General features: G+C 58.6%; 17 protein-coding genes and 1 pseudogene. 11 read left to right on the top strand and 7 right to left on the bottom strand.

Translation table 11 applies throughout. From position 1 onward, the window contains the following. Positions 1-2 precede the first annotated feature (2 nt). The 4 genes from ACRER8_RS19385 (at position 3) to ACRER8_RS19370 (ending at position 6,589) form a co-directional block, all read left to right on the top strand. A complete protein-coding gene (locus ACRER8_RS19385) occupies positions 3-3,194 on the top strand; it encodes an efflux RND transporter permease subunit (RefSeq protein ID WP_431747821.1) in 3,192 nt (1,063 codons plus the stop codon). Further along, the gene (locus ACRER8_RS19380) at positions 3,194-4,591 is read left to right on the top strand and encodes an efflux transporter outer membrane subunit (RefSeq protein ID WP_431747820.1); all 1,398 of its coding nucleotides are present in this window, start codon (positions 3,194-3,196) and stop codon (positions 4,589-4,591) included. Before ACRER8_RS19385 ends, ACRER8_RS19380 begins: the two co-directional genes overlap by 1 nt. A gap of 169 nt (positions 4,592-4,760) precedes the next feature. Next, positions 4,761-5,858 (top strand): hypothetical protein, encoded by a 1,098-nt coding sequence (locus tag ACRER8_RS19375; RefSeq protein ID WP_431747819.1) that lies wholly within the window; start codon positions 4,761-4,763, stop codon positions 5,856-5,858. A gap of 368 nt (positions 5,859-6,226) precedes the next feature. Then, positions 6,227-6,589, top strand: coding sequence for a histone-like nucleoid-structuring protein, MvaT/MvaU family (locus tag ACRER8_RS19370; RefSeq protein WP_431747818.1), 363 nt, complete (start codon positions 6,227-6,229; stop codon positions 6,587-6,589). A 451-nt stretch (positions 6,590-7,040) separates the two neighbouring features. On the opposite strand, the gene ACRER8_RS19365 is transcribed toward ACRER8_RS19370, so the two are convergent. After that, entirely contained in the window at positions 7,041-7,598 is a 558-nt protein-coding gene (locus tag ACRER8_RS19365) for a DUF4946 domain-containing protein (protein WP_431747817.1), read from the bottom strand. Positions 7,599-7,746: 148 nt separating this feature from the next. On the opposite strand from ACRER8_RS19365, the gene gloA reads away from it, so the two are divergent. Next, a complete protein-coding gene (gene gloA / locus ACRER8_RS19360) occupies positions 7,747-8,274 on the top strand; it encodes a lactoylglutathione lyase (protein ID WP_431747816.1) in 528 nt (175 codons plus the stop codon). Between the two features lie 209 nt (positions 8,275-8,483). On the opposite strand, the gene ahpF is transcribed toward gloA, so the two are convergent. Both ahpF and ahpC read right to left on the bottom strand, forming a co-directional pair. Continuing rightward, positions 8,484-10,046, bottom strand: a complete 1,563-nt coding sequence (gene ahpF, locus ACRER8_RS19355; protein ID WP_431747815.1) for an alkyl hydroperoxide reductase subunit F — start codon at positions 10,044-10,046, stop codon at positions 8,484-8,486. A gap of 149 nt (positions 10,047-10,195) precedes the next feature. Then, positions 10,196-10,759 carry an alkyl hydroperoxide reductase subunit C gene (ahpC, locus tag ACRER8_RS19350; protein ID WP_431747814.1) on the bottom strand — a complete coding sequence of 188 codons (564 nt, stop codon included), beginning with the start codon at positions 10,757-10,759 and terminating at the stop codon, positions 10,196-10,198. 337 nt (positions 10,760-11,096) lie between these two features. On the opposite strand from ahpC, the gene ACRER8_RS19345 reads away from it, so the two are divergent. Then, on the top strand, positions 11,097-11,804 hold the full coding sequence (locus tag ACRER8_RS19345) for a DNA-binding protein (RefSeq protein ID WP_431747813.1): 708 nt from the start codon (positions 11,097-11,099) through the stop codon (positions 11,802-11,804). 70 nt (positions 11,805-11,874) lie between these two features. Here the strand turns inward: ACRER8_RS19345 and ACRER8_RS19340 are convergent. From ACRER8_RS19340 to galU, 3 genes and pseudogenes are all read right to left on the bottom strand, one after another. Continuing rightward, positions 11,875-13,509, bottom strand: a pseudogene (locus ACRER8_RS19340) (response regulator); the annotation flags it as partial. 156 nt (positions 13,510-13,665) lie between these two features. Next, the gene (gene gorA, locus ACRER8_RS19335) at positions 13,666-15,021 is read right to left on the bottom strand and encodes a glutathione-disulfide reductase (RefSeq protein ID WP_431747812.1); all 1,356 of its coding nucleotides are present in this window, start codon (positions 15,019-15,021) and stop codon (positions 13,666-13,668) included. 137 nt (positions 15,022-15,158) lie between these two features. Then, on the bottom strand, positions 15,159-16,001 hold the full coding sequence (galU, locus tag ACRER8_RS19330) for a UTP--glucose-1-phosphate uridylyltransferase GalU (RefSeq protein ID WP_431747811.1): 843 nt from the start codon (positions 15,999-16,001) through the stop codon (positions 15,159-15,161). Between the two features lie 384 nt (positions 16,002-16,385). Between galU and ACRER8_RS19325 the strand changes: the two genes are divergently transcribed. Both ACRER8_RS19325 and ACRER8_RS19320 read left to right on the top strand, forming a co-directional pair. Continuing rightward, a complete protein-coding gene (locus ACRER8_RS19325; RefSeq protein WP_431747810.1) occupies positions 16,386-16,571 on the top strand; it encodes a hypothetical protein in 186 nt (61 codons plus the stop codon). A 162-nt stretch (positions 16,572-16,733) separates the two neighbouring features. Beyond that, positions 16,734-17,015 carry a hypothetical protein gene (locus ACRER8_RS19320; RefSeq protein WP_431747809.1) on the top strand — a complete coding sequence of 94 codons (282 nt, stop codon included), beginning with the start codon at positions 16,734-16,736 and terminating at the stop codon, positions 17,013-17,015. 18 nt (positions 17,016-17,033) lie between these two features. Here the strand turns inward: ACRER8_RS19320 and ACRER8_RS19315 are convergent, their stop codons facing one another. Next, the gene (locus ACRER8_RS19315) at positions 17,034-17,390 is read right to left on the bottom strand and encodes a hypothetical protein (RefSeq protein ID WP_431747808.1); all 357 of its coding nucleotides are present in this window, start codon (positions 17,388-17,390) and stop codon (positions 17,034-17,036) included. 169 nt (positions 17,391-17,559) lie between these two features. Here ACRER8_RS19315 and ACRER8_RS19310 point away from each other — a divergent pair, with 169 nt between their 5' ends. The 3 genes from ACRER8_RS19310 (at position 17,560) to alkB (ending at position 18,818) form a co-directional block, all read left to right on the top strand. Next, entirely contained in the window at positions 17,560-17,865 is a 306-nt protein-coding gene (locus ACRER8_RS19310; RefSeq protein WP_431747807.1) for a DUF1883 domain-containing protein, read from the top strand. Positions 17,866-17,943: 78 nt separating this feature from the next. After that, complete coding sequence (locus tag ACRER8_RS19305) at positions 17,944-18,123, top strand: hypothetical protein (RefSeq protein WP_166597720.1); 180 nt, start codon at positions 17,944-17,946, stop codon at positions 18,121-18,123. Between the two features lie 17 nt (positions 18,124-18,140). Further along, positions 18,141-18,818, top strand: a complete 678-nt coding sequence (gene alkB, locus ACRER8_RS19300; RefSeq protein ID WP_431747855.1) for a DNA oxidative demethylase AlkB — start codon at positions 18,141-18,143, stop codon at positions 18,816-18,818. Positions 18,819-18,877 lie beyond the last annotated feature (59 nt).

Genomic DNA, 18,877 nt, shown 5'->3' with positions numbered 1-18,877 from the left:
CGATGAATTTTTCAAAATTCTTTATCACGCGCCCGATCTTCGCAGCGGTTCTCTCGCTGTTGATCCTGATTGCCGGCGCCATCTCGCTGTTCCAGCTACCGATCAGTGAATACCCGGAAGTGGTACCACCGACCGTCGTCGTGCGCGCCAACTTCCCCGGCGCCAACCCGAAGGTCATCGGCGAAACCGTGGCCGCGCCACTGGAGCAGGCGATCACCGGTGTCGAGAACATGCTGTATATGTCCTCCCAGGCAACCGCCGACGGTAAGCTGACCCTGACCATCACCTTCGCTCTGGGCACCAATCTGGACACCGCGCAGGTACAGGTGCAGAACCGGGTCACCCGGACCGAGCCAAAACTGCCGGAAGAAGTGACCCGCATCGGTATCACCGTGGACAAGGCCTCTCCCGACCTGACCATGGTGGTCCACCTGACCTCGCCGGACAAACGCTACGACATGCTGTACCTGTCCAACTATGCGGTGCTCAACATCAAGGATGAGCTGGCGCGTCTGAACGGTGTCGGTGACGTGCAACTGTTTGGTATGGGTGACTACTCGCTGCGTATCTGGCTGGACCCGAACAAGACCGCTTCGCGCAATATCACCGCCACCGACGTGGTCAACGCCGTTCGCGAACAGAACCGTCAGGTCGCTGCCGGTCAACTGGGCGCGCCGCCCTCCCCGAGCGCCACCAGCTTCCAGATGTCGATCAACACCCAAGGCCGTCTGGTCTCCGAGGAAGAGTTCGAAAACATCATCATTCGCTCAGGCCCGGACGGCGAAATCACCCGGGTCAAAGACGTGGCACGAGTCGAGTTGGGCTCCAATCAGTACGCTTTGCGCTCGTTGCTGAATAATCAGCCAGCGGCGGCGATGCCGATCTTCCAGCGTCCCGGATCCAACGCCATCGACATCTCCAACGAAGTGCGTGCCGAGATGGAACTGCTGAAAAAGAGCTTCCCGGAAGGCATGGACTACAGCATCGTCTACGACCCGACGATCTTCGTGCGCGGCTCCATCGAGGCAGTGGTTCACACCCTGTTCGAAGCGCTGATTCTCGTCGTGCTGGTGGTGATCCTGTTCCTGCAGACCTGGCGCGCGTCGATCATCCCGCTGGCCGCCGTGCCGGTGTCGCTGATCGGTACGTTCGCGGTCATGCACCTGTTCGGTTTCTCGCTCAACGCGCTGTCGCTGTTCGGCCTGGTACTGGCCATCGGTATCGTGGTGGACGACGCCATTGTGGTGGTGGAAAACGTCGAGCGAAACATTGAGCTCGGCCACCCGCCAATGGAAGCTACCCAGATCGCCATGCGCGAAGTGACCGGTCCGATCATCGCGACCGCGCTGGTGCTGTGTGCGGTGTTCGTACCGGCGGCGTTCATCTCCGGTCTGACGGGACAGTTCTATAAGCAGTTCGCCTTGACCATCGCCATTTCGACGGTGATCTCGGCCTTCAACTCCCTGACCCTGTCGCCGGCCTTGGCGGCGGTACTGCTGCGCGCCCACGATGCCCCGAAAGACGGTTTCTCGCGCTTTCTGGACAGGCTGCTCGGTGGCTGGCTGTTTCGCCCGTTCAACCGCTTCTTCGTCAAGGCCAGCAATGGCTATGTCGGTGCAGTGGGCCGTGTGATACGCGTCAGCGGCGTGGCACTGGTGGTCTATGCGGGCCTGATCGTCATGACCTGGCTGGGCTTCTCGACCACGCCGACCGGTTTTGTGCCACAGCAGGACAAGCAGTATCTGGTCGCCTTCGCGCAACTGCCGGATGCCGCCAGCCTGGACCGTACCGAAGACGTGATCAAGCGCATGTCCGATATCGCGCTGCAGCAGCCGGGCGTCGAGAGTGCGGTGGCGTTCCCGGGTCTGTCGATCAACGGGTTCACCAACAGCCCCAACTCCGGCATCGTGTTCGTCACGCTCAAGCCATTCGATGAGCGCAAGCTGGCCAGCGAATCCGCAGGCGCCATCGCCGGTGCGCTGAACGGCAAGTACGCGTCGATTCAGGAAGCCTACATGGCGATCTTCCCACCACCGCCGGTACAGGGCCTGGGAACGATTGGCGGCTTCCGCCTGCAGATCGAGGACCGCGGCAACCTGGGTTACGACGAACTCTACAAAGAGACGATGAATATCATCGGCAAGAGCCGAAGCGTGCCGGAACTGGCTGCACTGTTCACCAGCTACACCGTGAACGTTCCACAGGTCGACGCCGCGATCGACCGTGAAAAAGCCAAGACCCACGGCGTGGCCATCAGCGACATTTTCGACACCCTGCAGGTGTACCTGGGCTCGCTGTACGCCAACGACTTCAACCGCTTCGGTCGTACCTATCAGGTCAACGTCCAGGCTGAACAGCAGTTCCGCCAGGATGCCGAGCAGATCGGTCAATTGAAGGTGCGCAACAACCTGGGCGAAATGATTCCGCTGGCGACGCTGCTTAAAGTCACCAACACCTCGGGGCCGGACCGCGTGATGCACTACAACGGTTTCATCACCGCTGAGATCAACGGTGCCGCAGACCCAGGCTACAGCTCGGGCCAGGCCCAGGCGGCGATGGAAAAACTGCTCCAACAGGAACTGCCCAATGGCATGACCTACGAGTGGACTGACCTGACCTACCAACAGATCCTGTCGGGTAACACCGCCCTGCTGGTCTTCCCGCTATGCGTACTGTTGGCGTTCCTGGTGCTGGCAGCGTTGTACGAAAGCTGGAGCCTGCCGCTGGCGGTCATCCTGATCGTGCCGATGACCCTGCTGTCGGCTATTGCCGGTGTGATCATCGCCGGCAGCGACAACAACATCTTCACCCAGATCGGCCTGATCGTATTGGTGGGTCTGGCGTGCAAGAACGCGATTCTCATCGTTGAATTCGCCAAGGACGAACAGGAAAAAGGCAAGACCCCGCTGGAGGCTGTTCTGGAAGCCTGCCGCCTGCGTCTGCGTCCGATCCTGATGACCTCGTTCGCGTTCATCATGGGGGTCGTGCCACTGGTGCTGTCCAGCGGTGCCGGTGCCGAGATGCGTCACGCCATGGGTGTGGCGGTGTTCTCCGGGATGCTCGGCGTGACCTTCTTCGGTCTGCTGCTGACCCCCGTGTTCTATGTGCTGATTCGTAACTTCGTGGAACGCAACGAGGCTCGCAAGGCGGCCAAGGCTCAACGCGTTCAGACCATCGCTCCGGAGGCTCATTGATGAAGGCTGCAAAACTCTTCCTGCCGAGCCTGTTGGTGCTGGCGTTGGCGGCCTGCGCCGTCGGCCCCGACTACAAGACGCCGGACACCGCGGCGGCCAATATCCAGGCCACCGCTCAAGGTGCTTACGATCGCAGTTGCACGGAGACCATCTGGTGGCAGCAGTTCGATGACCCGACCCTGAATCAGTTGGTGGCCCAGTCGCTGCAAGGCAACCGCGAATTGCGCGTGGCTTTCGCCCGCCTGAAAGCTGCTCGCGCCATTCGCGACGACATCAGCAACGATGCCATGCCAGTGGTCACCAGCCGCGCCAGCAGCGAAATAGGCCGTGCACAGGTGCCGGGTGAAACCGACCACCGGGTCAACCAGGAACGCTACGACCTGGGGCTGGACATGGCCTGGGAGATCGACCTGTTCGGTCGCATTCAACGCGAACTGGAAGCCAGCGAAGCCGATCAGCAGGTGGCCGAGGCCAATCTGTATCAGCTTCAAGTGACCATGATCGCCGAACTGGTGGATGCCTACGGGCAACTGCGCGGTGCGCAATTGCGCGAAAACATTGCCCGCGACAACCTGAAAAACCAGCAGAACTCGCGCGACGTCACCGTGCAACTGCGCGATGAAGGTGTCGGCAACGAGATCGACGTGGTGCGCGCCGATGCACGTCTGGCTGCCGTTGAGGCAACCATACCGCAGTTGCAAGCCGAGCAGACGCGTGAGCGCAATCGCATCGCGACCCTGCTGGGCGAACGCCCGGATGCCATGACGGTGAGTCTGGCGCCTGCCCGGCTGCCGGCCATCTCCAAGGCGCTGCCTATCGGCGACCCGACCAAGCTGCTGGAAAACCGTCCTGATGTGCGCAGTGCCGAGCGACAATTGGCGGCGCAGACCGCTCGCATCGGTGTGCAGACCGCCGACTTGTTCCCCCGGGTCAGCCTCAGCGGCTTCCTGGGCTTCACCGCCAGCCGTGGATCGCAGATTGGCTCCGGGGCGGCGCAAGCCTGGGGCCTTGGGCCCAGCATCACTTGGGCGGCGTTCGACCTGGGCAGTGTGAGGGCGCGGATCCGTGGCGCCAACGCCGACGCCGAGGGCGCGCTGGCCAACTACGAGCAGCAGGTCTTGCTGGCACTGGAAGAGACCGAAAACGCGTTTAGCGACTACGACAAACGGCAGCAACGGCTGGTCTCGCTGGTACGCCAAAGTGAAGCGAGCCGCTCGGCCGCCAATCTGGCAAGCATTCAGTACAAGGAAGGCACAGCTGACTTTTTGGTGTTGCTGGATGCCGAGCGTGAGCGTCTGGCCGCTGAAGACACTCAGGCGCAGGCTGAAATCGAGCTGTATCGCGGAATCGTGGCGATCTACAAAGCGCTCGGCGGCGGCTGGCAACCTAACGCCTGATCCCTGGCGATCTGCTGCCGGGCGGTTTACCTGACGCCCTCTCCAAGCCCCGGACTCACAAGGTTCGGGGCTTTTTATTGGCAACTGCAGCGCCGACCGGCGGTGATTGCCGTTTGACACTCGGCCATCACTCCCCGAAGCTGCTGCCCACGCAGAAATGGAAATCAGTATGTCAAAAGCGCCTTCGCAGGACTCCACAGAGCAACTGAAGGCTCGTCGTCGCTGGAAAATCGCGATTGCAGCAGTTGCGATGCTGGCATTGCTCGCGCTGGGATTACTCGTGCGCGCCTGGCATGCCCCGCCCGCGGCGCCAGTGGTCAATCACAGCTACGCCGAGGCACTGGAGCAGGCCCATAACGGCAAGCCTGGTGCCGCGCGCGTGCTTTACCAACAATTCAGTCGCACCGACCTTTCGGATATCCGTCGCGCCGGTCTGCTTGCGGAGCTGATCAACTACCCGAGCGCCCAGGCGCTGAAAATCCTCGACGGCGACCTCAAGCGCCCTGCTCCCCTGGTTCAACAAGCCGCAATCGACACCGTAGCCGCCATGGTCCCGGATGCGCAGCGCAGCGTGCTGATCGGGCCTCTGCTCGACGATCCCGATCAAGGCGTGCGCTTCACGGCTGTCCGCGCATTGTTGGGCCTGACGCCGGATGATGTCGGGCTGTATTACGGCCCTCTGCAGGAAGCCGCTGCACAATACGAAAGCACGCTGTCATCTCAGCCCCCCAGTGGCCAAAGCCAACTGCAGTTGGCCAAGCTCTTCGTCAATCGCGCCGACAACCGCAAGGCTTCCGATGCCCTGGATCTGGCGCTGAAACTGGAACCCAATAATATCGAGGCCGGCCTCGCCCAGGTGCAACTGTTGGATCAGCAAGGGCAGACTGATCGTTCCCGGCAACAATTGGCCCAGTTGCTGAATAAACACCCCCAGTCTTCATTGCTGCAACACGCATTGGGTATGTGGTTGCTGCATCACCAGCAGAATGAATATGCCTTGTTGGCGCTGGCCAAGGCCGTGGAGCTGGAGCCCGAGAATACTGCGTACCGTTATGATCTGGCCGTCGCCCTGCACGACCTTCAGCAACTGGAGCCGGCGCAGCGGCAACTGGAAGATATCCTGCAAAGACAGCCCGCCGATCGCCGTGCGCGTATCCTGCTCATCAATTACTGGAAGGAAGCAGGACAACTGCAGAAAGTGCAGGTATTGCTTGCGGAGCTGGAGCAGTTGAACCCGGATGACCCTGCATTGCAACAAGGGCTGTAGACACCGGAAACAGCGGCGTGCAGCAAAGATCGATAGTTTCCGTATGCAGCATAGTTCGAGAAATTACTTACAAGGGTTTGCACCTGATACCGATTTTTTTGTCAGACATGTTTATCTCCCGCTGCATGTTTCATATAACAAATGCCCTTACCCTATTTTCCAACTCGCAAAAAACGTGCATCATTTGCCCGTAGCGAATCACAACTACCTCGCCATCGACGTGAAGCTGACAGCTCAACGTTAGTTCTTCATACGTCGTCAATGTCAAGGCGCAGAGGGGTAGTGACAAAATGAGCACAAGGCCCTTATTTTCGCCTATGTTGCTTGCGTTGGGCTGACAACAGCCATTCACCGCCGGAGTACAATATTTGTCCAGACTTGCCGAATTTCGCGCAGCAGAAAAAGCCCTTCAGGAACAGCTGGCCCAGCTGGAGAATCTGAAGAATGATGCCGGACTGAAAAAGGAGATCGAATTCGAACAGAAGCTCCAGGCCCTGATGAGTACCTACGACAAGAGTCTGCGTGACATCATCGCCATCCTCGACCCGAACACTTCAGCCGCAACCGCGGCCCCTGCAGGCCCCAAACGCCGTCGGGCGCGGGTGGTCAAGGTTTATCACAACCCGCACACCGGCGAATTGATCGAGACCAAGGGCGGCAATCATCGCGGCCTGAAATCGTGGAAAGAGCAATACGGTGCCGAAACCGTTGATTCCTGGCTGCGCGGCTGATCGCTCGCATCGCAATACCGGAGTCTTATAAAAAAGCCCCTTCTTGAGGGGCTTTTTTTATAAGCATAATCAGCGCGATGGTTAAGCTCGCTGAGCTGAGCGAAAAATTGATGTCGTCGTTGCCTGATGAATACCGAAGGACTCAAGTTCGTGTCAGTGCGCAACCACCGACATCCTGAATACTCGCGCCCTGCAACTAGCCGTCAAAAGCGCTTGCAGCTCAATACAAAGCGATAATGAGTTCATGTTATTTGGTCGTATTGAAAGCACACCGAACTAACCGCGTCTGGCTCATTGAACTGAGTGGCAGCCGATAAAAGGATGTGGAATATCGGCCCGACGGGAAGTTCTTCACATTTTTTTCACATGCACTTCTACAGGATGAAGGCTGCTAAAGGATTAGCGCCCCATGCCCGCTTCGGCGGGCTTCTTTATGCCTGTCGTCTAATGCTCAAGGCGTTACATTCAGACGCAGGCTGTCTCTGATGCGCAGGACTTCATCTTTGTTGGCTGCATATCCGTCGGCCGACCCTGCATAAGACAGCGCCCAGGCCATCTCCTTGTTCGCCGCCGCGACCAGCGTCTGGGTCATCACATGCGCTCCATTCTGCGTGATCGTACAGGTGGTCTCCATTGCCGGAACCTCGCTCAGCGTACTCTCCTTCATTTTCGTGCAGACGCTCTGAAATCCGCTGTGTACGAAATTTACCTGCACCGCCTTGCGCATTTCCAGCAGGACGCTCTGCACATTGACTTCGTGTCCGGGCTGCAAGCGTGTCTGGGTCAGCTCCACGACCATGGCCGGGTCGCCATTGTCATCTTTTTTAACCGCCCGTTGGCGGATCTGCACCGAAGGGCGGTCAGCACCAGCCTGCGATTGAGACTGCGGCAACGCCTCGACTTCCCAGTCACTGGGCCAGACGATCATTGCGTCCGCAGCCAGACCCTGGTTCAAGCCAAGCGCCAGGCCGAGGGTTGCTGCAGAAAAAGTACGTAACGTAAAAAGCATGTCCGATACCTGAACGTCGGGCCGCAAAGTGTGAGTTACCCGGCCCCCGCCCACAAGGCCCGCCTCGCAGGTTCTGCACTTTCGAGTTTGGCTCGGGCGCGGTGTCCCGTATCATTGCGCAACATTTACAGGATTACCCGGAGTCACCATGAGCTTGCATGAACTCAACACCCTCCCCGGCGTCACTGCCCAGCCTGATGCCGCCACTACCCAATTCGTGTTCAACCACACCATGCTGCGGGTCAAGGACATCACGGCTTCGCTGGATTTCTACACCCGCGTACTCGGTTTCAGCCTGGTAGAAAAGCGTGATTTCCCGGAAGCCGAATTCAGCCTGTACTTCCTGGCGCTGGTCGACAAGTCGCAAATCCCGGCTGACGACGCAGCACGTACGGTCTGGATGAAAGGCATTCCCGGCATCCTCGAACTGACCCACAACCACGGCACCGAAAAAGACCCGGCATTCGCCTACCACAACGGCAACAGCGATCCGCGCGGCTTTGGCCACATCTGTGTGTCGGTGCCGGACGTACACGTCGCCTGCGCACGTTTTGAAGAGTTGGGCGTGGACTTCCAGAAACGCCTGACCGACGGCCGCATGAAGAGCCTGGCCTTCATCAAGGACCCGGACGGGTATTGGGTGGAGATCATTCAGCCGACGCCTGTTGTTGAGTAACACGCAGCCTGGTCCGCTGCATTGGATGGAATCGTCATACGAGCCGGAGCTGTAGGTGCCGGCTTGCTGGTGAACGCGGGGGGCAGGCGACTAAGTCTTAACTGACGCGCAGTATTCGCCAGCAAGCCCGGCTCCTACAAAGGACTACACATAAAAAAACCTCACGATCGCTCATGAGGTTTTTGTTTTTACGCCAGCTGCGCCAAGTATCAGGCCGGAGCGCTGGTGCGGATCAGGTGATCGAAAGCGCTGAGAGAAGCCTTGGCCCCCTCGCCCACGGCAATTACGATCTGCTTGTACGGCACGGTGGTCACGTCGCCAGCGGCGAAGATGCCAGGGATCGAGGTCTCGCCACGGTTGTCGACAACGATCTCGCCACGCGGCGACAGCTCGATGGTGCCTTTGAGCCACTCGGTGTTAGGCAGAAGACCGATCTGCACGAAAATCCCTTCCAGCTCGACATTGATCTCTTCGCCGGTGATACGGTTCTTGTAGCGCAGGCCATTGACCTTTTGGCCGTCGCCGGTCACTTCACTGGTCAGAGCACTGGTCAGAACGGTGACGTTGGGCAGGCTGTGCAGCTTGCGCTGCAGAACCGCGTCAGCACGCAGTGCGCTGTCGAATTCGAGCAGGGTCACGTGAGACACGATACCGGCCAGGTCGATGGCCGCTTCCACACCAGAGTTGCCACCACCGATCACCGCCACGCGCTTGCCCTTGAACAGCGGTCCGTCACAGTGCGGGCAGTACGCTACGCCCTTGTTTCGGTATTGCTGCTCACCCGGCACGTTCATTTCGCGCCAGCGGGCGCCGGTCGCCAGAATCACGGTCTTGGATTTCAGTACGCCGCCGCTGGCGAATTTGACCTGATGCAGCTCGCCATCCTTGCCTGCAATCAGCTGATCGCCGCGCTGCAGGTTCATGATGTCGACTTCATATTCTTTTACATGCTCTTCAAGGGCCACGGCCAGTTTCGGACCTTCGGTGTGTTGCACCGAGATGAAGTTTTCGATGGCCATGGTGTCCAGCACCTGACCGCCGAAGCGCTCAGCCGCGACGCCAGTGCGAATACCTTTGCGCGCTGCATAAATCGCCGCAGCGGAACCGGCGGGGCCACCGCCGACCACAAGCACGTCGAACGCTTCTTTCGCATTGAGCTTCTCTGCCTGACGATCGCCGGCACTGGTGTCGATCTTGGCCAGAATCTCTTCCAGGTTCATCCGGCCCTGGGCGAACAATTCGCCGTTGAGGTAGATGCTCGGCACCGACATGATCTGGCGGTCGCTCACTTCCTGCTGGAACAGGCCGCCTTCAATGGCGACGTGCTGCACATTCGGGTTGAGCACGGCCAGCAGGTTCAGCGCCTGAACCACGTCAGGACAGTTCTGGCAGGTCAGGGAAAAGTAGGTTTCAAACTTGAACTCACCGGTCAGGGAACGCGCCTGCTCGATGGTTTCCTCAGTGGCTTTGGAGGGATAGCCGCCGACTTGCAGCAGCGCCAGCACCAGAGAGGTGAATTCATGACCCATCGGCAGACCGGCGAATCGCAGCTTGATGTCCTGGCCCGGGCTGTTCAGGGCAAAGGATGGCGTGCGTGCATCGGTGCCGCTAGTGTCCAGGGTGATCTGATTGGAGCTGCTGACGATGTCGTTGAGCAAAGCCAGCATTTCCTGGGATTTTGCGCCGTCATCAAGGGACGCGACGATCTCGATCGGGCGAGTGATCCGCTCCAGGTACGATTTCAGTTGAGCTTTAAGATTGGCGTCCAACATGATGGGCTTTCCTTTTCTTCAATTTCAGGGTCTGGAAATGCAGCTTTTTTTGAAATAAAAACGCCCAGGCGATAACCGCCCGGGCGTTTTTGGGGGCGATGCGGCTTACTGACTTATGGGCTGAACGCCCCCGGTCCTGTCATGAGGACTTAGATCTTGCCGACCAGATCCAGGGAAGGCGCGAGGGTCGCTTCGCCTTCTTGCCACTTGGCTGGGCAAACTTCGCCCGGGTGAGCAGCAACATACTGGGCAGCCTTGATCTTGCGCAGCAACTCGGAAGCGTCACGCCCTACACCGCCGTCGTTCAGCTCGACGATTTTGATTTCGCCTTCCGGGTTGATCACGAAAGTACCGCGGTCAGCCAGACCGGCTTCTTCAATCAGAACGTCGAAGTTGCGGGAGATGGTCAGGGTTGGGTCACCGATCATGGTGTACTGGATTTTGCCGATGGCTGGCGAAGTGTTGTGCCAGGCAGCGTGAGCAAAGTGGGTGTCGGTCGACACGGAGTAGATTTCAACGCCCAGTTTCTGGAACGCTTCATAGTTATCAGCCAGGTCTTCCAGCTCGGTTGGGCAGACGAAGGTGAAGTCGGCCGGGTAAAAGAACACCACGGACCATTTGCCTTTGAGGTCAGCATCCGAAACTTCAACGAAAGCGCCGTTTTTGAAAGCGGTAGCTTTGAACGGTTTTACTTGGCTGTTAATGATAGGCATCGGGTGGATCTCCTTAGGGTTTGTAGAAAAGTGCGTTGTGAAAGCGATGGAGAGGATCTTACGCATAATCGACAGCTACGGCTCATTGGCAAACCTGATGCTGGCGATTGGTTTTCGCTATGTAGCAGCTCTATATATAGAAGAATTAAGGCACTGGGTTTTGACGACCGTGCCGACAACTTAAAATCGATAGCGCAGACACCACGCCGGACAGCCTACCTACTTCATTCGTCCAAGTTCAACCCACAGCAGACATCGCCTCAAAAATGCAGCAAGATATGCGTCTTTGACGGTACGTAATATCGATACGTATCTCGCACAGTATTCAGGAGTCGAGATGGCCCGTAGCGGCGTAAACAGGTCTAACGTGCAGGCTGCGCGCCTTGCGCTGGTGGCTCGAGGCGAAAATCCCAGCATCGATGCGGTACGTATCGAATTGGGAAATACCGGATCAAAAAGCACCATTCACCGGCTCATGCGGGAGCTCGATGCGACAGAAGACAATACGACTGCACCGCAGATCGACGCCGAACTGACACGTCTCGTTGCACGGTTGGCGGATCGCTTGAGGGAGCAGGCGCAAGAACGCTTCGACGAGGCTCAAGCCAGGCTGGACGTCGAAAAGAAAGAAATACAAGACACGTTGAATGGCGTCGAACGTCGACTCGCCGACCTTATCGAGCGCCACGCCCGCCAAACCACCAAATTGGGGACCCAGACCGCTACCTTGCTCAGCACTCAAGAGGCCTTGCAGGTCGAGCAGAAAAACAATGCACGACTGACGCAGGCCGCACAGGACACCGCGTCGCGGTTGGAGGACAAGGACGAGCAAATCCGCTCACTCAAAGAGCAGCATCTGCAGTCGCACACCCAGTGCGCGCTGCTGCAGGAACGCTTGCACAATGCCCAGACTGAAACTGAGAAACTGCAGGCGCGCCTGACTGAGCGCGACCAGCAGAATCGCGTACTGGAGCTGATCCTGATCAAGACTGAAGTGGCGCTGGAGAACCTGCGGGCGGGGCGACCCGATACGGACACAAGATGATCTTTGGCAGCACGGCTTACCGGCAGCGCGCCTGAAATCGTTATCGCCGGCTGCTATAAGGACCAGTGTGCTATGGCGCCTCGATCAAGCCGCGAACGCGCTGGGCCAGGTCGTCGATGCTGAATGGTTTGGTCAGCATGTCCATGCCCTTCTCCAGAAAGTCACCGCGCACCTGCGCATTACGGGCATATCCGGTCATGAACAACACGCGCAAATCCGGGCGCTGCTGACGGGCAATCTCCGCCAGTTGCCGTCCGTTCATGCCCGGCAGGCCGACATCGGTGACCAGCAGATCGATTCGCGCAGTGTCGTGCAAGAACGGCAAGGCAGACGCGCCATCGGCAGCCACCTCCACCGAGTACCCCAACTCGCGCAACACATCGACCACCAGCATCCTCACGTCCGGCTCGTCCTCGACCACCAACACGCGCTCGCCCTGCCCGGCCCTTGGGGTCGTGCCGTCTTCGTCGGTCGCTTGAGGGCGGTGGCTGGATTCGAAGTGGCATGGCAGATACAGATCTATGCGCGTACCACGCCCTTCAACACTGTCGATCTGCACCTGCCCGCCAGTCTGGTTGATGAAACCATAAACCATCGACAGCCCCAGACCCGTGCCCTGTCCGATTGGCTTGGTGGTGAAGAACGGATCGAAGGCCCGGGCGATCACTTCTGTGGACATGCCGGTACCGGTGTCCTGCACACTGAGCCGTACGTAGTCACCCGGCGACAACGCGTCATGCAGCACCGCGATGTGAATGACCTCGGTCTGAATCAGCAACCGCCCGCCGTCCGCCATGGCGTCACGGGCATTGATCACCAGATTCAGCAGGGCATTTTCCAGTTGATGCTCATCGGTATTGGTCAGACTCAACGCGCTGTTCAGATCGATTTCCAGCTCGATGCTCTCGCCAATGGTCCGGCGCACCAACTCTTCCATGGACGTCACCATCTGGTTGACGTCCACCGGCCGCGGATCAAGCGACTGACGTCGCGCGAAAGCCAGCAGCCGGTGGGTCAAAGCCGCAGCCCGGTTGGCCGAAGTCATGGCCGCTTCGATGTAACGATCGATCTCGGACACCCGACCCGCCGCCACTCGCCGCTGGATCAAATCCAGAGCACCTAGCACCCCGGTCAGCATGTTGTTGAAGTCATGTGCGATGCCTCCGGTCAACTGGCCAATGGCATCCATTTTCTGCGCGTGCCGCAGCGCCTCTTCGGCCTGGGCGCGCTCGCTGATTTCCACTTGCAGGCGTTCGTTGATCTCGGCCAGTTCACGGGTACGCTCGGCTACCCGCCGCTCAAGGCTTTCGTTCAGTTCACGCAGGGCATCTTCAGCGCTGACCTGCGCGGTGATATCGGTACTGGTGCCGAGCCAATAGGTGATGTTGCCCTGGTCGTCGCGAATGGGCAGCGCGCGACAGAGAAACCAGCGGTAAAGCCCATCCTTGCCGCGCAGCGGGAAGGTATCTTCCCAGATCGAACCGGTGGCGAAACAGCGCCGCATGCGTGAATCCACGCGCTCCAGATGATCGGGATGGTGCAGCGAGCGCCAGCCCAAAGCCATCATCGCTTCATGGGAAGTGCCGGTGTAGCTGTACCAGCGTGCGTTGTACCAATAGATTTTCCCGGCCGGATCGGCGATCCAGGCCAGTTGGCTCATGTTGTCGGCCAAGGTGCGAAACTGACGCTCGCTTTCGTGCAGGGCGTCGGCTTGGGCAGCCCCCTGATCGTCAGGTTCCCGTTCTTCAGGTGCAATGGGATTCAAGGGCATGGATGCCGGAAAACTCGTGCTGGTCAAAAGCGGTTCCATCCTTTAACGATTGCAGGCCCGGCACTCATCCATGAGGCCGGGATTCAGACATCAACGCGTTGCGGTACGCATGGTGACGAACTCTTCCGCGGCCGTCGGGTGCACGCCGATGGTGTCATCGAAAATCTGCTTCGTGGCTCCTGCCTTCACCGCAATGGCCAGGCTCTGGATGATCTCGCCGGCTTCGGGACCCACCATGTGGCAGCCCAGCACGCGGTCGGTCTTGGCATCCACCACCAGCTTCATCAGGGTGCGCTCCTGGTTGTCGGTCAGGGACAGTTTCATCGGCCGGAAGCGGCTTTCGAAAATCTGCACCTGGTGCCCAGCTTTCTTCGCTTGCTCTTCGGTCAGACCCACGGTCCCGATGTTAGGCAAGCTGAAGACGGCCGTCGGAATGTGATTGTAGTCCACCGCGCGGTATTGCTCGGGTTTGAATAAACGCCGGGCGACGGCCATGCCTTCGGCCAGTGCCACAGGCGTCAGTTGTATGCGACCGATGACGTCGCCCACCGCGATGATCGAAGGCTCACTGGACTGGTAATGCTCATCGACCTTGATGAAGCCTTTATCGTCCAAAGCGACATTGACCGTTTCCATCCCCAGCTCATCCAGCATTGGACGGCGTCCTGTGGCGTAGAACACGCAGTCGGTATTGAAGGTACTGCCATCGTTGAGCTTGAGTTCAAGCGTGCCGTCGGCAAGCTTCTCGATGCTTTCGATTTCGGTCTTGAAACGGATGTCCATGCCGCGTTTGTTCAGCTCTTCATGCAGGTGTTCACGCACACCCAAATCGAAACCGCGCAGGAACAGCTCGCCGCGATACATCAAGGTCACGTCTGCGCCCAGACCATCGAAGATCGAGGCGAACTCGACAGCAATGTAGCCGCCACCAACGATCACCACGCGCTTGGGCATCTGTTCGAGGAAAAACACCTCGTTGGAAGTAATAGCGTGTTCACGCCCGGGTATTGCCGGGATCAGTGGCCACCCGCCGGTGGCGATCATGATGTGCTCGGCGGTGTACACCTTGCCGTTGATTTCTACCTCATGCGGGCCGCACAGGCGAGCATGGCCTTCCATCAAGGTCACACCACTGTTGACCAGCAGATTGCGATAGACACCGTTGAGGCGACTGATCTCGCGGTTCTTGTTGGCGATCAGGGTCGGCCAATCGAAGCTCGGCTCGCCGCTGCTCCAGCCGAAGCTTTTGGCCTGTTCGAAGTCTTCAGAAAAATGCGCCCCATACACCATGAGCTTTTTTGGTACGCAGCCGACGTTGACGCACGTGCCCCCCAGATAGCGGCTTTCGGCAACCGCCACGCGCGCGCCGAAACCGGCTGAAAACCGCGCGGCGCGAACACCACCGGATCCGGCGCCGATGACGAAAAGGTCGAAGTCGTAGATCATTTTTTTCTCCTGGCAGGGTGGCTAGCATAACCGCTCCAGCGCGCTCGGCAAGGCCCCGGAGACAGAAACGACAAAGCCACCCGAAGGTGGCTTTGTGCTGCAACACAGTTACCGGTGAGTTACCGGCACACACCCTGTCACTGGGTGGACTTACCCGTTTTGTAGAAGTGCTCAAAGCAGAAGTTGGTCGCCTCGATGTAGCCTTCGGCACCACCGCAGTCAAACCGCTGGCCTTGGAATTTGTAGGCCAGCACGTTGCCTTCCTCTGCCTGCTTCATCAGCGCGTCGGTGATCTGGATTTCGCCGCCCTTGCCTGGCTCGGTCTGTTCGATCTTATCGAAGATGTCCGGAGTCAAGATGTATCGGCCTATGATCGCCAGATTCGATGGCGCATCTTCCGGCTTCGGCTTCTCGACCATGTCAGTGACACGGAACAGCCCTGTCTTGATCTCTTCGCCCGCGATCACGCCATACTTGTTGGTTTCGTTCGGATCGACTTCCTGGATCGCCACGATCGAGCACTTGTATTGCTGGTGCAGTTTGACCATTTGCGCCAGCACGCCGTCGCCTTCCGTGTTCACACAAAGGTCGTCCGCCAGTACTACGGCAAACGCTTCGTTGCCGATCAGCGGACGACCGCTGAGGATCGCATGACCCAGGCCTTTCATTTCGGTCTGACGGGTGTAGGAGAAGCTGCACTCGTCGATCAGCTTACGGATACCGACCAGGTACTTCTCTTTATCAGTGCCCTTGATCTGGTGTTCCAGCTCGTAGCTGATATCGAAGTGGTCTTCCAGCGCGCGCTTGCCACGGCCGGTGACGATGGAGATCTCCTTCAAGCCCGCAGCAAGTGCTTCTTCCACGCCGTACTGGATCAACGGCTTGTTGACAACTGCCAGCATCTCTTTGGGCATGGCTTTGGTCGCTGGCAAGAAGCGAGTGCCGTAACCGGCTGCAGGGAACAAGCATTTCTTGATCATATAAGTCCTTGATAGGGCTAGAGGTGTTGCGGCGCAGTCTAATGAGGAGGCGATCACCTTACAATGCCCCGCCACTGGCCGATTCGATGTCTTGGTAGAGGAACTGTCGCGCAGATAGTTCCGCAGAAAATTCCGCAGATAGCTCTGCACATTATCCGATATTGCGACCACCGAACACCTGTGGGCGATTGCAGACGCCACGCGGACATTCACTCGAACGCTGCAGGCTCGATGTACGTCGCATCATCCGTAAGAGGGCATCCAATCCCGCGAAACGACCGTGGAATGACAGAGACAAGCGTAGCCGGATTCACTCGTTTGCGTAGGAAAATAATGACAATACGCCTTATCATGGCCGCCTGAATCACTTATCGAGACGGATCGATGTCGGAAGTCAAAAGCGTAAACGGTTACCAGATCAAAAAGCTGCAAGATGGCCAGTGGTGGCTGATAGGTCACGATGAAGAAGCGGTAGCCGGCCCGTTCGCCAGCGAAAGCAGCGCCATTGAAGTCGCCGCGGTGTTTCAGGACACCCCCGCCCCGCGCCGCCGCGCTGACAAGAAGTCCTGATTCCCCTTAACGGTTCAGGCCCGCCCAGGCGAGGCCTGAACCGTTCCAGCAGGCATGCGCTGGCGCGAAAAAATCTTTCCATGATGCCGGAACGATGGCACGGCCGATCAGTCTCAGAAAGGCTGATTATTCAACCCGGCCCTCATCGTGAAGCATTCGAAAATGATCAAAATTCTGACCGTCATTGCTGTACTGGGCCTGACCGGTTGCGCGACCGCGCAAAATACTTATCTGAAAAATGGCGGGCAGGCGCTGAGCATCGACTGCTCGGGCGAAGCCATGTCATGGGCAGCCTGTTACGAGAAAGCCGACGCCTCCTGCGCAGGCACCGGCTACAACATCGTCAGCACTGACGGCACGCCACAACCCAAGGAAGCCGACAAAACCCTGGGCGTCGATGTCGGCAACTACAAGACCCGCAACGTACTGGTGATGTGCAAATAAACGCAGGCCGCCGTTGGACTACTCACCCGAAATACAGGCGTTAACGGCGTGTTGGATGTCCTTGGGTCGCAATGGGTTGTTGCCGCCGTCCTCGAAGAGTTTGATCGAACTGCCGCCGGAGCGGCGTTCAATATCGACGATGGCAGTAGGCGTACCGCTGGAAAATTTCTGCGGGACGATCACCCGCAAACCCTCCTTGTGAGGTTCGATCTGCGGCGGCTTGCGACTGTCACTGATCTTGGCTACGAAGCATTCGGCATACTCCTGCGGGTTCTTCCCTGACATCACACTCATGGTGGCGGGCGTGTGCTCGATGTCAGTGACGCTGGCGCACCCCGTCATCGCCAGAGCCAAAACTACAACAGCCAGTTTCATACAATCCCTCCAGTAAAGGCTCTACGACAAGCCAGGCTCTGATTAAATCCCAGGCTATCGGACTTTTTCGTCGCATTCGCGGCAATAAAAACGTGAACGGCAATCAACGCAGGGGCACGCCGTGCTATCGTTTCGGGTTTTCGAGAATACCCTGTTTCCGGAGACATCCATGAAATTCGTACACCAGCGCGAGCACCTCAACGAAGACGACCTGGTCGTCATCGAGTGCTCCCAGCTCTGCAACATACGCCTGATGAGCGATGCGAATTTCCGCAGCTTCAAGAATGGCGGACGCCACACTTACCATGGCGGCGCATTCGATCGGTTCCCGGCCAAGATCGCCGTGCCCAGCACCGGTTTCTGGAACATCACCATCGATACCGCCGGACGCAAGATGGACACCCATGGTGGCCGCAAGACTGCGTTCACCCACTCGATCAAGATCGTGCGACGCACCTCATCGCGCCTGAGCTGATCGGTTCAGTCAATCATGGGCCGCGTGAAAGCTTTGTATATTTACGCAGGCACCCCGCCCTTTTTTAAGGAATCAATCGTGAGTACGTCCGCTCCAGTGGTCAAATACGCCATCAGCTACAAACTCAACGGCGAACGCCGCTTCGAGTTTGCCCTGCTGCAATCCCCTTCCGCTGAAGAAGCGCTGGCCGCCCTGCAGAAAATGCACAGCGGCAGCGATGATGTGATCAGCGATGTGAAGGTCAGCAAAGCGCTCTAACCGGAAATGCCGCGATGATGCAACGCAAGGGCACGACCCCCGTTACTCTGGACCTGTTTGCCGACGAAACGCCTCAACCGGCGATCGACGAGCAGATCGGCCCTCAGTCATTCGTCTTTCGCGGCTTTGCGCTGCCTTTCGTTGAACAACTGCTGCCCGCTCTGGAAGCCATTCTCACCCAGGCCCCTTTCCGCAACATGGTGACCCCTGGCGGTTACACCATGTCGGTTGCATTGAGCAGCTGCGGCGAATTTGGCTGGACCACCGACAGCCAGGGCTACAAATATACGCGCACCGATCCACAGACCGGACAGTCATGGCCAGAGATGCCTGAAGTGTTTCTGGCGCTTGCGCGAGCAGCGGCCGAAGCGGCAGGCTTTGCGGACTTCATTCCCGATGCCTGTCTCATCAACCGCTATATCCCTGGCGCGAAAATGTCGCTGCATCAGGACAAGGATGAGCGCGGCTACCAGTGGCCGGTGGTTTCAGTGTCGCTGGGCATCCCGGCGATGTTTCTCTTCGGCGGCCACGCCCGTAGCGACGCGACCCGGCGAGTGCCGTTGTTTCATGGCGATGTGGTGGTCTGGGGTGGCGAGGACCGACTGCGTTATCACGGCGTGATGCCGATCAAACAGGCCGAGCACCCGCAGCTGGGGGAGCAGCGGATCAATTTCACATTTCGCAAGGCGCGTTGAGTCACACGCATTCGGCACATCCCTGTAGCAGCGCGGCTTGCCGCCGGCGGCGAGGCCAC

Origin of the sequence: Pseudomonas sp. (assembly GCF_050739935.1) — a bacterium.
Classification (GTDB): domain Bacteria; phylum Pseudomonadota; class Gammaproteobacteria; order Pseudomonadales; family Pseudomonadaceae; genus Aquipseudomonas.
The sequence above is the reverse complement of the archived record's forward strand: the minus strand, read 5'-3'. Positions and strand labels throughout refer to the sequence as shown.